The organism is Bradyrhizobium valentinum (genome assembly GCF_001440405.1).
GTDB classification, from domain to species: Bacteria; Pseudomonadota; Alphaproteobacteria; order Rhizobiales; family Xanthobacteraceae; genus Bradyrhizobium; species Bradyrhizobium valentinum.
Genome location: NZ_LLXX01000121.1, coordinates 88,794 through 102,664, shown reverse-complemented (window position 1 = coordinate 102,664; position 13,871 = coordinate 88,794). Strand labels below are relative to the sequence as shown.

The window sequence follows — 13,871 nt, the reverse complement described above, 5'->3', positions numbered from 1 at the left end:
TGTTGCGGCGCCGTCGCAGCATCACGCACGCGCAGAAAAATCATGACGCAGTAAAATTAGCGAAGCGTAACCCACCATTGTTTCTGGCACGAAAAGAGGTGGGTTACCCCTTCGGCTACCTCACCCTTGTCGGAGGTCACCCTCGACCGGATGGTGAAGGGTAAGGGGCCGCGGCGGTCACATCGAGATCGTGTCGGAAGGAATCGACGTTACTGGCGTCGGAAGATCATGCCGCCGTGATGGAGGGTATCCTTGTCGACGAAGTTGCCGTCAGCGGTAAAACCGGTGTCATCCCAATAGTCGATGTGATTGCCCTTGATCTCATAACGTCCTTGATAGGCGCTCGCGCGTGTTCCGCGGGCTTCGTCGTAGCGACCGTTCGGAAGAAGCTCATGACGAATGTGGCCGCCATCGGTCACCCACATGCCAACGTAGGTATGCTGCGTCATTTCTTTCTCCATGGACTGCTGTTTGGGTTTGCCGCCTGCTGATACCTCGTTTGAAGCGACCGCCATCGATGGTTCGATGATACAAAGTGATCCCAACAGCAGGGCATATATTGTGATTGGTCGATGCTTCATCTTGTTTCTCCAGTGATCGGCTGACGTCTTACTGCTGAAGCGCGGGAATGCGCCGCAGGACGTCGTCGTAAGGAACGAGGTCGAGGAAGGCCGTTACCTCCGTCGCCTTTCCCTCGTGCATGCGAAAGATCCAGGCGTAGCTGTTGCTGTAACGCTTGCCGTCGCGGGCCACGCCGCTCCCTTCCCACTGAGCGATCACATGATCGCCATCGGCCCAAACCCGTACGGCAGTCGGGCGGACGAAAGTGGACAATCTCGTCGCGAATGGGCGGACCGCCCGCTCCAGGAAGGTCTCGCGACCCCGGAATTCACCGGCGCTTGCGCTCGATCCTTTGATCCTCCAGACGACATTTTCGGCGAGCACGTCGTTGAAGAAGGAAGTTCCGCCGGCTGCCCAGCGATGAAAGGCTTCGGTGACGACTTGCCTGTTGTTATCTTCCGTCGTGCTCGGCTGGCCGCAGGGGGCGGCCGTGGTCAGGCTGGAAGCGGTGAACATCGCGGCGCACATGCACCATGCGAGTGCGCGATTTGCCATGGCTCTCATCAGTTTCTCCCTTTCCGCTCTACTTCCCTTCTCCTAGGGGCAACGAGTCGACACGACTCTCGCCGACACATTGAGTTGACTCACTTTCAATCCCGCCGGGCGACGGATGCGCCGCCGAAGATGAGCTGCTGAACCATGGGACGGCCGACGAAGCGGATGGGAAAGATCGGATCCTGCGCGCTCGCCTGATTGAGCCGATCGACATGCTCAGGCGAAAGTGCGACGCCGAGGGCGCCGAGGTTGTCTTTCGCCTGGGCCAATGTGCGCGCCCCCATGACAGGCGACGTGACCGCGGGGTTCGCGAGCGTCCAGGCGATCGCTACCTGGGACGGGGTCGCGCCGACCTCTTCGGCTACCGTACGCACGACATCAGCAACTTCGATCGACCGCTCATTGAGATGGCCGGATGACGCAATGACACCCTTGCGCGTCGACGAGATGATTGCATCGCGCGAATCCCTGACATCGGACCGGGCGTACCAGGGCAGCACGCCCATACCGAGCGCGACTGCCATCGGAATGAGCTCATGCTCGACCGTGCGCTCGATCAGGCTGTACTCGATCTGGAGCGCCACGAAGGGTGACCAGCCGCGCATGTCGGCGGTTGTCTGCATCTGGGAGATACGCCAGGCCGGCGTATTGCAGATGCCGACGTAGTGGATTTTGCCCAAACGCACGAGATCGTCCAGTCCGCGCATTACTTCATCGGGCTGTGTGGTCATGTCCCAGCCGTGCAGGTAGAGCAGGTCGATGCGGTCGGTGTTGAGCTGCCGCAGGCTCTGCTCCACCGAACGCAGCATATTGAGCCGGTGGTTGCCGCCCGAATTCGGATTGCCCGGCTCGCGCGCCATGGTGAATTTGGTCGCGAGCACGATACGGTCGCGCTTATCCTTGATGAACTCGCCGACGATGCGCTCAGAGGCGCCATCGGTGTAGTTCACGGCCGTATCGACGAAGTTGCCGCCCTGATCGATGTAGAGATCGAAGATCCGACGCGCCTCGCCCGCATCGGCGCCCCAGCCCCAGTCCTGACCAAAGGTCATCGTACCGAGCGCGATTGGGGATACACGCAGGCCGGACCGGCCCAGCAGACGGTAATGATCGAGAGACGTCATTGTCTGTACCTCCACCTCATGTCGAAGGGCAGATGTACGGTACCGCGACACGCAAAACAATTTGCCCAATCGTGACTAGCTTGGTAAGTTTTGCTAACCAATGACGGTAGATCTAAATCTTGTTTCCGTTTTCCTCGCGGTGGCAGAAGCGAAGAGCTTTCGCGGTGCTGCCGAGCGGCTGGGCGTAACCCGATCCGCGGTGAGCCAAGCCATTCGACGCATGGAAGACCGGATGGAGGTAGCCCTTGTCCAGCGGACGACGCGCAGCGTCAGCCTCACAGAGGCCGGCGTGCGGTTGCACCAGCGTGTCGCGCCAGCCGTCGCCGAAGTCGAACTCGCACTCGATACCGCTCAGGATCGGGACGACAAGCCAACAGGGCAACTACGGCTCGCCGTTTCCTCGATCGCCGAGCGCTTCATCTGTGGACCACTGCTTGCGAGTTTCACGCACGCTCATCCAGGTGTGCAGATCGACATCACCGTGACTGACGAGGAATTCGATATCGTAGCTGAGGGCTATGACGCAGGCGTTCGGCTCGGCGAAGTCATCGAGCAGGACATGATTGCCGTGCCGGTCTCAGGCGATCAGCGCCAGATGGTCGTGGCCGCACCGTCCTACATGAAGCGTTTTGGGGCGCCATCTCACCCGGCCGAGCTTTCGCAGCACTGCTGCATTGGCTGGCGACCGGCTCCGGAGATGGCGCCGTATCGCTGGGAATTTGAGGAGGATGGCCGCGAATTCGACGTCGCGGTAAACCCCAGGATCACGACGAATGACATGTGGGTCATGGTACGGACCGCCTGCGCCGGCGGCGGTCTGACGTTCGGCATGGAGGAAACTTTCAGGCCATACATCAAGCGAGGGGAGCTGGTGCCGCTTCTGGAGCAGTACTGCCCGCCCTTTCGAGGCTTCTTCCTCTATTTCGCGGACCGCCGAAATCTTCCGCCTAAGCTGCGCGCCCTGATCGACCATGTGCGATATCGCCCCGCGTCACGTCGGCCAAAGAGATAGTGTCTGACGCCCCGCGCACCTCGGTGCGACCGGCAGGCTTGATGCTCTCTCCCGCGACGAAATCCCATCCGCCGGACGTGGTGCGCGGTGCTCTTGGTCGACACCTCATCTTCCGCCGAATTTGCGCAACCCCTTGGGTGGTCTTAGCGAAAAGCACGACCCGCCATCTCGAGCACGACTCGACGAGAGGATGTGGTGATTACGCCTTCGGCCAATCCACCCTACGAGACCTACGAGCTACGCCACGCCCGCGCGCAGGAAATCGTGCAGGTGCACGATGCCGACCGGCTTGTTGGCGTCTGTCACGATCAACGTCGTGATCTTCGAGGAGTTGAGGATCTCCAGCGCCTCGCCGGCCAGCACGTCGCGGTCGATCGTCTTCGGGTTTTTCGTCATCACCTCGTCGACGGTTGCCGTCATCAGGTCGGGCCCCATGTGACGGCGCAAGTCGCCGTCGGTGACGATGCCGGCAAGATGCCCGCTGCTATCGACGATGCCGACGCAGCCAAAGCCCTTCGACGTCATCTCGACCAGCGCCTCGGACATTTTTGTGCCGAGCGGCTTCAGCGGCACAGCGTCGCCGGAATGCATGAGGTCGCGGGTATATTTCAACAGCGCGCCGAGCTTGCCGCCCGGATGCAGCACGCTGAAATCGACTGACGTAAAGCCGCGGCCTTCCAGGAGGGCGATCGCCAGCGCATCGCCGAGCGCGAGCATCATCAGCGAGGAGGTGGTGGGCGCAAGGTTGTGCGGGCAGGCTTCGCGCGCCTTGGGCAGCGTCAGCGCCACGTCGGCGGCCTTGGCGAGCGAGGATTCCCGCTCCGCCGTCATCGCGATCACGGGAATCCGGAACCGCTTGGCATAGGTGATCAGATTCTTCATCTCCGGCTGCTCGCCGGACCAGGACAGCGCCAGGATGACGTCGTCGGGCGTGATCATGCCGAGGTCGCCATGGCTCGCTTCGGCGGCATGAACGAAGAACGCCGGCGTGCCGGTGGAGGCAAAGGTCGCGGCGATCTTGCGGCCGATGTGGCCCGATTTGCCGAGCCCGGTGACGATCAGCCGTCCCTTGGCGTTCCGGATCAGGTCAGCGGCGGCGACAAAGGGCGCGCGGAGATCGGATTGCAGCGCCGCTGATAATGCGGCGATCCCGCTGCCTTCGGCATCGAGCGTGCGCAGGGCCGATTGAACGGCGGCGTCGGCGGAGTCGGTGCCGGATGATTTTGCCATCAGCGGTTTTGGATTGGCCATGTCTGTCCCAGGGGAGGAGGGCGCATCGCGCCGAAGCCGTCCATAGCATGGCCCGCCGGGCGATGCGACGTGCGCGGCACGGCCCTCAACGGCTCATTAACCATAATTGTTTTAACTCCATTAACGACGTGCTCACGCGCGCGCTCGATGCGTATCAATCAAATATCTGTTTTTGTTGGAGTATTTCTCAACGTGAGGGCTGGGCCAGTAACGGGCCGGAACGGCCGCGCGCGCGTCTTTCGCGCAGCCTTGCCGTGCCTTGTGTTGATCGCCCTGACGGGAACCGCGGCGCTGGCGCAAACCGTCACGCCGGACCTGTTCAGCTCGAAGCGCACCGGCCAGATCACGTCGCCCGATTCGCCGCTGCGCCGGACTGCGGCCGAGGTGAACGATCCGCTTGGCAGTCCGAGGCTGCAGGAGGGCGACAAGCCTGCGTCGTCGCGAATCGGACAGATCCCGAAATATGGTCTGCCGGCGGCGAACGGCGCCGCCGATACGGGCTACGACTCGCTGAACCGCAAGCGCAAGAAGCCGAAACACTATCCAGGGCAGGCAAAGCCGAAGCCGCCGGTCGGTCCGGGTAGTCCACCGCCGCCGATCACGTCGAACATGCGGCTGCGGCTCTCGATTCCCTCGTCTCAGTCAGCACACAAGACGCCAATCCCGCCGGCGATGGTCGGCACGCTGGTGGGACAGCCGCCGCGCAAGCGCCTCAGGATCGACGACGATCCGTTCGGCGCGGTCGGCGATTACGCCGGCAGTTTTCTGATCAAGTCTGCGGTCGAGTTCTCCGGCGGCTACGATACCAATCCTGGCCGGCTCGTCCCCGCGCAAGGCAAGCCGTTCTATGTGATCGCGCCGGAATTCCTCGCGGTCTCCGATTGGGAGCGTCATGCGCTGGTCGCCGATCTGCGCGGCTCCTTCACCGGCTATGCCAGCAACCTCACGCCGAACGCGGACGGCACGCCGCTGTCGGCGCCGCTCGATATCGATCGGCCCAATTTCATCGGGCATGTCGACGGCCGGCTCGACGTTAGCCGCGACACGAGGCTGATGGCGCAAGGCCGCCTGTTCGTCTCGACCGACAATCCGGGCAGCCCGAACGTGCAGGCGGGTCTCGCCAAATATCCGATCTACACCACGGTAGGCAGTACCATTGGTGTCGACCAAACCTTCAACCGGGTGCAGGTTTCCGCCGGCGCCACCGTCGATCGCACCGACTACACCAACTCGAAACTCACCGACGGCACTTCGACCACCAATGACGATCGCAACTTCAGCCAGTATGGCGGTGTCGGCCGCGCCAGCTATGATTTGCGGCCCGGCGTGAAGCCGTTCGTGGAAGTGCAGGGCGACAGCCGCGTGCATGACGTCAAGCTCGACCGCGGCGGCTTTGCGCGCGACTCCAGCGGCGGTTACGTCAAGGGCGGCACCAGCTTCGAATTCTCGCGGCTGTTGACCGGCGAAATCGGCGTCGGCTACGCCGCGCGCGACTATGTCGATCCGAGGCTGGATCGCCTGGAAGGCCTGCTCGTCTCGTCCTCGCTGGTCTGGACTGCGACGCCGCTGACCACGGCAAAATTCTATTCCGACACCACGATCACGGAAACCACGCTGCCCGGCACGTCGGGCGTGCTGACGCACATCTATACCGTCGAAGTCGACCACGACTTCCGCCGCTGGCTGACCGCGATCGGCAAGTTCACCTGGGGCGAGCTCGACTATCAGGGCAATCCCAGGCGCGACAAGATCTACGCGGTGTCGGGCGAAGCCATCTACAAGATGAATCGCAACGTCTGGCTCAGGGGCACGCTGCGCCGCGACTGGCTGGATTCGAATTTGCCGGGCAACAGCACGGCGTCCACGGTGGTGATGCTGGGCGTGAGGTTGCAGAATTGAAGGGGCCACAAGGAAGCCGTCATACCCCGCGAAGGCGGGGTATCCAGTACGCTGCGGCCTATCGATTTACGACAAACGTCTCTGGGATACTGGATCGCCCGCCTTCGCGGGCGATGACAGTCTCGTGCGGGAGGAGACAGGCTCATCGCGGCAGCGTCGTCGTCCCCATCAGATACTGGTCGATCGCCCGGGCGCACAGGCGGCCCTCGCGGATCGCCCAGACCACCAGCGACTGGCCGCGGCGCATGTCGCCGGCGGAGAACACGTTGGGCAGCGAGGTCTGGTAATCCTGCGTGTTGGCGCGGACGTTGCCGCGCTGGTCGAGGTCGACACCGAGTGTCTTCAGCATGCCCTCGTGCACGGGATGCACAAAGCCCATGGCGAGCAGCACGAGCTGCGCGTCGATTTCGAACTCGGTGCCGGGCAGCGGCTTGAACTTGTCGTCGACCTTCACGCAATGCAGCTTCTGCACCTTGCCGTCGACGCCCGAGAACTTCTGCGTCAGCACCGCGTATTCACGCACCGCGCCTTCGGCCTGGCTCGACGAGGTCCGCATCTTGAGCGGCCAGTTCGGCCAGGTCACGCCTTTGTTCTCGTGCTCGGGCGGCGCCGGCATGATCTCGAGCTGGGTCACAGACCTCGCGCCCTGCCGGAATGAAGTGCCGATGCAGTCGGAGCCGGTGTCGCCGCCGCCGATCACGACGACATGCTTGCCGCCGGCCAGGATGTCCCTTTCGCTGCCGAGCGGCTCGGAGGAGACGCGGCGGTTCTGCTGCGGCAGGAAGTCCATCGCAAAATGGATGCCGTCGAGATCGCGCCCCGGAATCGGCAGGTCGCGGCCGGCTTCGGCGCCTCCCGTCAATGCCACGGCGTCATACTGGGCGAGCAGTTCGCGCGGATCGATCGCGCCCTCGGAAGTGCCGCCGACATGGACGCCGTAATGGAACGTCACGCCTTCGGCTTCCATCTGCGCCACGCGGCGGTCGATGATGTGCTTTTCCATCTTGAAGTCGGGGATGCCGTAGCGAAGCAGGCCGCCGGCCTTGGCGAATTTCTCGTAGACATGGACGTCATGGCCGACGCGCGCGAGCTGCTGCGCGGCCGCAAGGCCCGCGGGGCCTGAGCCGATGATTGCGACCTTCTTGCCGGTCTTCGCTGGCGCAATCTCGGGCTTCAGCCAGCCATTGTCCCAGGCGCGATCGACGATCGCACATTCGATCGTCTTGATGGTGACCGGGTTGTCGTCGATGTTGAGCGTGCAGGACGCTTCGCACGGCGCGGGGCAGATGCGGCCGGTGAACTCCGGAAAATTATTGGTCGAGTGCAGGTTGCGCGAGGCTTCTTCCCAATTGCCCTGATAGACGAGGTCGTTGAAGTCGGGGATCTGGTTGTTGACCGGGCAGCCCGGCGTGCCCGGCGCCACCGAGCCGGTGCCGTGGCAATAGGGGATGCCGCAATTCATGCAGCGCGCGGCCTGGTCGCGGGTGTCCTTCTCGCTCAGGGGAATGACGAATTCGCGATAGTGCTTCACCCGCTCGGTGACCGGCGCATACTTGCGTTCGTTGCGGTCGATCTCGAGAAAACCTGTGATCTTGCCCATTAAACCTGATGCCCCTGCATCTCTCGTTCGTCTGTGTTTCTCTCGCTCCTCATCCTGAGGAGCGGCGCATGCGCCGCGTCTCGAAGGATGGAGGCCCGTGTCTTTGCCCGTGTCTTGGCCTCATGGTTCGGTACGGCGCTTTCGCGCCTCCTCACCATGAGGGTCTGAGGTTTAAGCCCCGATCGCGATTTTCGGCTCGGCGTCGGCGTTCGCCTTCAATTCCTTCAGCGCACGGCGGTATTCCACCGGCATCACTTTCCGGAATCTCGGCAGCCAGAGCTTCCAGTTCGCGAGGATCTCGGCGGCCTTCTGCGAGCCGGTCAGCTTGGCGTGGCGCGTGATCAGGATGTGCAGCCGCTCGATATCGGACTCCAGCAGATTGGCGAACACATCGACCCGGCCATGCGCCTCGAGATCGCCGGAGTGATTGTAGGTGCCGGCGTTGATCATCTCCTCCGACAGCACCGGCTCGAGTTCGACCATCGAGAGGTTGCAGAGCTTTTCGAAATCGCCGGCCTCGTCCAGCACATAGGCGATGCCGCCCGACATGCCGGCCGCGAAGTTGCGTCCGGTCTTGCCGAGCACCACGACGATGCCGCCGGTCATGTATTCGCAGCAATGATCGCCGGCGCCTTCGACGACCGCGACCGCGCCGGAGTTACGCACCGCGAAGCGCTCGCCGGCGATGCCGCGGAAATAGCACTCGCCCTCGATCGCGCCATACATCACCGTGTTGCCGACGATGATGGACTCCTCCGGCACGATGCCGGAATTTTTCGGCGGCTTGACGATGATGCGGCCACCGGAAAGGCCCTTGCCGACATAGTCGTTGCCTTCGCCTTCGAGATCGAAGGTGACGCCGCGGGCAAGCCAGGCGCCGAACGCCTGGCCCGCGGTGCCATTCAGGCTGACATGGATGGTGTCATGCGGCAGCCCGGCATGGCCGTAGATCTTGGCGACCTGGCCCGACAGCATCGCGCCGGCGGAGCGGTCGGTGTTGTTGATCTCTTCCTCGATCTTCACCGGTGCGCCGCGATCGAGCGCGGCCTGCGCCTTCTCGATCAGGCGGCGGTCCAGCACCTTCTCCAGATGATGGTTCTGGGCCTCGGCGTGATAGATCTTCTGGCCGGGCAGTTCCTTCTGCCGCACGAACAGCTTTGAGAAGTCGAGCCCCCTGGCCTTCCAGTGCGCCACCAGCGTGGACTGGTCGAGCATCTGGGTCTGGCCGACCATCTCGTCGAAGGTGCGGTAGCCGAGCTGCGCCATGATCTCGCGCACTTCCTCGGCAACGAAGAAGAAGTAGTTGATGACGTGCTCGGGCTGTCCGGTGAAGCGCTTGCGCAGCACGGGATCCTGCGTCGCGACGCCGACCGGACAGGTGTTGAGATGGCACTTGCGCATCATGATGCAGCCGGCCGCGATCAACGGCGCGGTGGCGAAGCCGAATTCGTCGGCGCCGAGCAGCGCGCCGATCACGACGTCGCGTCCGGTTCGGAAGCCGCCGTCGACCTGGACCACGATGCGGCTGCGCAGCCGCTCGCGCACCAGCGTCTGGTGGGTTTCGGCAAGGCCGATTTCCCAAGGGCTGCCTGCGTGCTTGATCGAGGTGAGGGGGGACGCGCCGGTGCCGCCCTCGAAGCCCGCGATGGTGACATGGTCGGCGCGCGCCTTGGCAACGCCCGCGGCCACCGTGCCGACGCCGATTTCGGAGACCAGCTTGACCGAGACCTGACCGTCCGGATTGACGTTCTTGAGGTCGTAGATGAGCTGCGCCAGATCCTCGATCGAATAGATGTCGTGATGCGGCGGCGGCGAGATCAGGCCGACGCCGGGCGTGGAATGCCGCACGCGCGCAATCGTCGCGTCGACCTTGTGGCCAGGCAACTGGCCGCCTTCGCCGGGCTTGGCGCCCTGCGCCATCTTGATCTGCATCATGTCGGAGTTGACGAGATATTCCGTCGTCACGCCGAAGCGGCCCGAGGCGACCTGCTTGATCGCCGAGCGCATTGAATCGCCGTTCGGCATCGGCTTGAAGCGATCGGACTCTTCGCCGCCTTCGCCGGTGTTCGACTTGCCGCCGATCCGGTTCATGGCGATCGCGAGCGTCGTATGCGCCTCGCGCGAGATCGAGCCGAAGCTCATCGCGCCCGTGGCGAAACGCTTGACGATCTCCTTGGCCGGCTCGACCTGGTCGAGCTTCACGGGCTTGCGCTTCTCGTCCTCGGCGGTCTTGATCCGGAACAGGCCGCGCAGCGTCAATAGCCGCTCGGACTGCTCGTTGAGGATCTTTGCGAAGGCACGGTAGCGCTCCTGCGAGTTGCCGCGCACGGCATGCTGGAGCGCCGAAACGGATTCAGCCGTCCAGGCGTGGTCCTCGCCGCGGGTGCGGTAGGCATATTCGCCGCCGACATCGAGCGCGGTCTTGTAGACCTGCGCGTCGCCGAACGCGTCCGTATGGCGGCGCGCGGTTTCCTCGGCGATTTCGGCCAGGCCCACGCCTTCGATGCGGGTATGGGTGCCGGCGAAATACTTGGCGACGAAGTCGGCCTTCAATCCGACGGCGTCAAAAATCTGCGCGCCGCAATAGGATTGATAGGTCGAGATGCCCATCTTGGACATCACCTTCAACAGGCCCTTGCCGATCGACTTGATGTAGCGCTTGACGATCTCGTAGTCGTCGAGCGCCCCCGGCAGGCGGTCCTTCATCGCGATGATGGTTTCGAACGCCAGATATGGGTTGATCGCCTCGGCGCCGTAGCCTGCCAGGCAGGCGAAATGGTGCACTTCGCGCGGTTCGCCGGATTCGACGACGATGCCGACCGAGGTACGCAGGCCTGTGCGGATCAGATGATGATGCACGGCGGCGCAGGCGAGCAGTGAGGGGATCGGAATCCGGTCCGAGCCTGCCATGCGATCGGACAGGATGATGATGTTGACGCCTTCGCGCACCGCGCCTTCGGCCCGCGCGCAGAGCTCATCGAGCACCTGCTCCATTCCCGCCGCGCCGAAGCCGGCGTGGAAGGTGGTGTCGAGCGTGCGCGACTTGAAATGGGTGTCCGCAACATCGGAGATCGAGCGGATCTTTTCCAGGTCGGCATCGGTCAGGATCGGCTGGCGCACTTCGAGCCGCTTGGTCGAGGCCATGCCCTGCAGGTCGAACAGGTTCGGCCGCGGCCCGATGATCGAGACGAGGCTCATCACCAGCTCCTCGCGGATCGGATCGATCGGCGGGTTGGTGACCTGCGCAAAATTCTGCTTGAAGTAGGTGAAGAGCGGCTTCGGCCGGTCCGACAGCGCCGAGATCGGCGTGTCGTTGCCCATCGAGCCCGCGGCTTCTTCGCCGGTGGCCGCCATCGGCGTCATCAGAATGTTGATGTCTTCCTGCGAATAGCCGAACGCCTGCTGCCGGTCGAGCAGCGGCAGGTTGGAGCGGATGCCCTTGGTGGCTGCGTCGGGCAATTCCTCCAGCACGAGCTGGGTGCGATGCAGCCAGTCGCTGTAGGGATGGCTCTTGGCCAGCGTCGCCTTGATCTCGTCGTCGGGAATGAGGCGTCCCTGTTCGAGGTCGACCAGTAGCATCTTGCCGGGCTGCAGCCGCCACTTGGTGACGATCTGGTCCTCGGGGATCTTCAGCACGCCCATTTCGGACGCCATCACGATGCGGTCGTCCTTGGTGACGAGATAGCGCGCGGGACGTAGCCCGTTGCGGTCCAGCGTCGCGCCGATCTGGCGGCCGTCGGTAAAGGCGATCGCGGCGGGGCCGTCCCACGGCTCCATCAGGGCGGCGTGATATTCGTAGAAGGCGCGGCGCTGCTCATCCATCAACGGATTGCCCGCCCACGCTTCCGGAATCATCATCATGACCGCGTGCGGCAGCGAGTAGCCGCCCTGCACCAGGAATTCGAGCGCGTTGTCGAAGCAGGCGGTGTCGCTCTGGCCTTCATAGGAGATCGGCCACAGACGGCTGATGTCCTTGCCGTAGAGCTCCGAGTGAACGGACGCCTGACGGGCCGCCATCCAGTTGACGTTGCCGCGCAGCGTGTTGATTTCGCCGTTGTGGGCGATCATCCGGTACGGATGCGCCAGCGACCAGGTCGGGAAGGTGTTGGTCGAGAAGCGCTGATGCACCAGCGCCAGCGCGCTTTCGAAATCTGCTTCATGCAGGTCGGGATAGTACTTGCCGAGCTGGTCGGCGAGGAACATGCCCTTGTAGATCACGGTGCGGCACGACAGCGAGACCGGGTAATAGCCGGCCATGCCGCGGTCGCGGCGCTGATAGATCGCCTGCGAGATCGACTTGCGCAGGATGTAGAGCCTGCGCTCGAACTCTTCCTCGGTCTTCGCCGTGCCGTTGCGGCCGATGAAGACCTGCATGTGGTAGGGTTCGGTCGGCTTGACGGTTTCGCCGAGCGAAGCGTTGTCGGACGGCACATCGCGCCAGCCGAGCAGCACGAGGCCCTCTTCCTTGATCTGTTCGGCGATGATGCTCTGGATCACCTTTCGCCACGCCGTCTCCTTCGGCATGAACAGCGCGCCGATCGCATACTGGCCGGGCGGTGGCAGCTTGAAACCGATTTCGGCGGCCTTGCGCGCGAAGAAGGCGTGCGGGATCTGCACCAGAATGCCGGCGCCGTCGCCGGCGCGCGGATCGGCGCCGACCGCACCGCGATGTTCGAGGTTGCAGAGAATGCTGATCGCGTCGGAGACGATCTGGTGCGACTTGCGGCCCTTGATGTTGGCGATGAAGCCGACGCCGCAGGAATCCTTCTCCATGCTGAGGTCGTAGAGGCCCTCGGCCGGCGGCCGCCAATCATGCTCGCGCGCGATGTCCGCCGGTTTCGAAGCTGCGGTCGCCGACAGTGTTTCTGTCACGATGTTTTCGCGCTCGAATTCCGACCCGCTCATCTCATTCCTCTCAAAAAGGCTAAGGGCCTCACCGCCGTCGTCGGCGCACCTTGGACGCTTGCGGCACCCACCGGGCCACCGCTCGTCCTCCGCGAGCCGCAATTTCTTAAATTCAGGCCTGGGCGTTCAACGTCCCTGAGGAACGGCCTTGCCTGCACTGCCCCTGGAGCTCGTGGCGCCACGGCTTCGTTGCAATCCCTGTGCCGGGACCGCCCCGCAATTGAGACAGCGATACTGTCCTAACTTCGACCATGCCAAATTTTTCTTTATCACACAAGCGCGTGAAAGTCCTTAGGCGGCATGCGAATCGGCGCCTGGTGGCCCGGGAAAAACTGCTGGTGGCAGGTTTGCGGCAGCGGCGCCCCGATCCGGCCCAAGGACCGCCGGATTTCGCAAGGAAATTCGTGGCCGGGCCGGTAGGCGAGAGAGCGAAATGCTCCCGCTTCAGCCCGGCGGCTGCGGGCTTACAGGAGCTTTCGGATGAAGTTGTTCACGGGATCTTTGGCGGCGGGACTGGTCCTTTTTGCGGGCGGCGCGCAGGCGCAGGTGCCGGGGCCTTACACGGCGGCGTCGGATTTCGACGCGCCCTATGCGGTGGCGCCGCCTCCGGTTCCCGGGCCGCGGTACGTACCCGGTCCGCGCTACGCACCCGGGCCGCAATACGGATACGGCCCCGGCCCCGGCTTGCTGCCGTCGACGGAAGTTTATTCCGTGCTGCGCGACAACGGATTCTTGCCGCTCGGCATCCCCAGGCTCCGCGGCGTCGTCTACACGATTGCGGTGCACGACCGCGGCGGCGAGAACGGCCGGCTGGTGATCGACGCGCGCAATGGCCGGATTATCCGTTTCGTGCCCGGGTACCGCATGGGCGACAATTACGACGAGGAGCAGAGCGCTCTCCAGGGACCTCCGGGGGCTCCGCCGCCGGCCCAGATCCAAGGTTCAACCCAAGGTTCAGCCCAGC

The 13,871-nt window shown here is 63.6% G+C and carries 8 protein-coding genes and 1 pseudogene; 3 read left to right on the top strand and 6 right to left on the bottom strand.

The window, feature by feature from the left end; translation table 11 throughout:
- Nucleotides 1-209: 209 nt before the first annotated feature.
- The 3 genes from CP49_RS20540 to CP49_RS20530 form a co-directional block, all read right to left on the bottom strand.
- Nucleotides 210-581: an Atu4866 domain-containing protein gene (locus tag CP49_RS20540; protein ID WP_057852023.1), complete on the bottom strand. Its 372-nt coding sequence runs from the start codon at nucleotides 579-581 to the stop codon at nucleotides 210-212.
- Nucleotides 582-609: 28 nt separating this feature from the next.
- The gene (locus CP49_RS20535; RefSeq protein WP_057852022.1) at nucleotides 610-1,125 is read right to left on the bottom strand and encodes a nuclear transport factor 2 family protein; all 516 of its coding nucleotides are present in this window, start codon (nucleotides 1,123-1,125) and stop codon (nucleotides 610-612) included.
- An 86-nt stretch (nucleotides 1,126-1,211) separates the two neighbouring features.
- Nucleotides 1,212-2,240: an aldo/keto reductase gene (locus CP49_RS20530; protein ID WP_057852021.1), complete on the bottom strand. Its 1,029-nt coding sequence runs from the start codon at nucleotides 2,238-2,240 to the stop codon at nucleotides 1,212-1,214.
- Nucleotides 2,241-2,340: 100 nt separating this feature from the next.
- Here CP49_RS20530 and CP49_RS20525 point away from each other — a divergent pair, with 100 nt between their 5' ends.
- A complete protein-coding gene (locus CP49_RS20525; RefSeq protein ID WP_057852020.1) occupies nucleotides 2,341-3,252 on the top strand; it encodes a LysR family transcriptional regulator in 912 nt (303 codons plus the stop codon).
- A 237-nt stretch (nucleotides 3,253-3,489) separates the two neighbouring features.
- Here the strand turns inward: CP49_RS20525 and CP49_RS20520 are convergent, their stop codons facing one another.
- The gene (locus tag CP49_RS20520) at nucleotides 3,490-4,503 is read right to left on the bottom strand and encodes a KpsF/GutQ family sugar-phosphate isomerase (RefSeq protein WP_057852019.1); all 1,014 of its coding nucleotides are present in this window, start codon (nucleotides 4,501-4,503) and stop codon (nucleotides 3,490-3,492) included.
- A gap of 147 nt (nucleotides 4,504-4,650) precedes the next feature.
- On the opposite strand from CP49_RS20520, the gene CP49_RS20515 reads away from it, so the two are divergent.
- Nucleotides 4,651-6,402 (top strand): outer membrane beta-barrel protein, encoded by a 1,752-nt coding sequence (locus tag CP49_RS20515; protein WP_082646117.1) that lies wholly within the window; start codon nucleotides 4,651-4,653, stop codon nucleotides 6,400-6,402.
- Between the two features lie 142 nt (nucleotides 6,403-6,544).
- Here the strand turns inward: CP49_RS20515 and CP49_RS20510 are convergent, their stop codons facing one another.
- On the bottom strand, nucleotides 6,545-8,002 hold the full coding sequence (locus CP49_RS20510) for a glutamate synthase subunit beta (RefSeq protein WP_057852017.1): 1,458 nt from the start codon (nucleotides 8,000-8,002) through the stop codon (nucleotides 6,545-6,547).
- A 171-nt stretch (nucleotides 8,003-8,173) separates the two neighbouring features.
- The gene (gene gltB, locus CP49_RS20505) at nucleotides 8,174-12,907 is read right to left on the bottom strand and encodes a glutamate synthase large subunit (protein ID WP_057852016.1); all 4,734 of its coding nucleotides are present in this window, start codon (nucleotides 12,905-12,907) and stop codon (nucleotides 8,174-8,176) included.
- A 480-nt stretch (nucleotides 12,908-13,387) separates the two neighbouring features.
- Here gltB and CP49_RS47500 point away from each other — a divergent pair.
- Nucleotides 13,388-13,871 (top strand): annotated as a pseudogene (locus tag CP49_RS47500) (hypothetical protein); the annotation flags it as partial.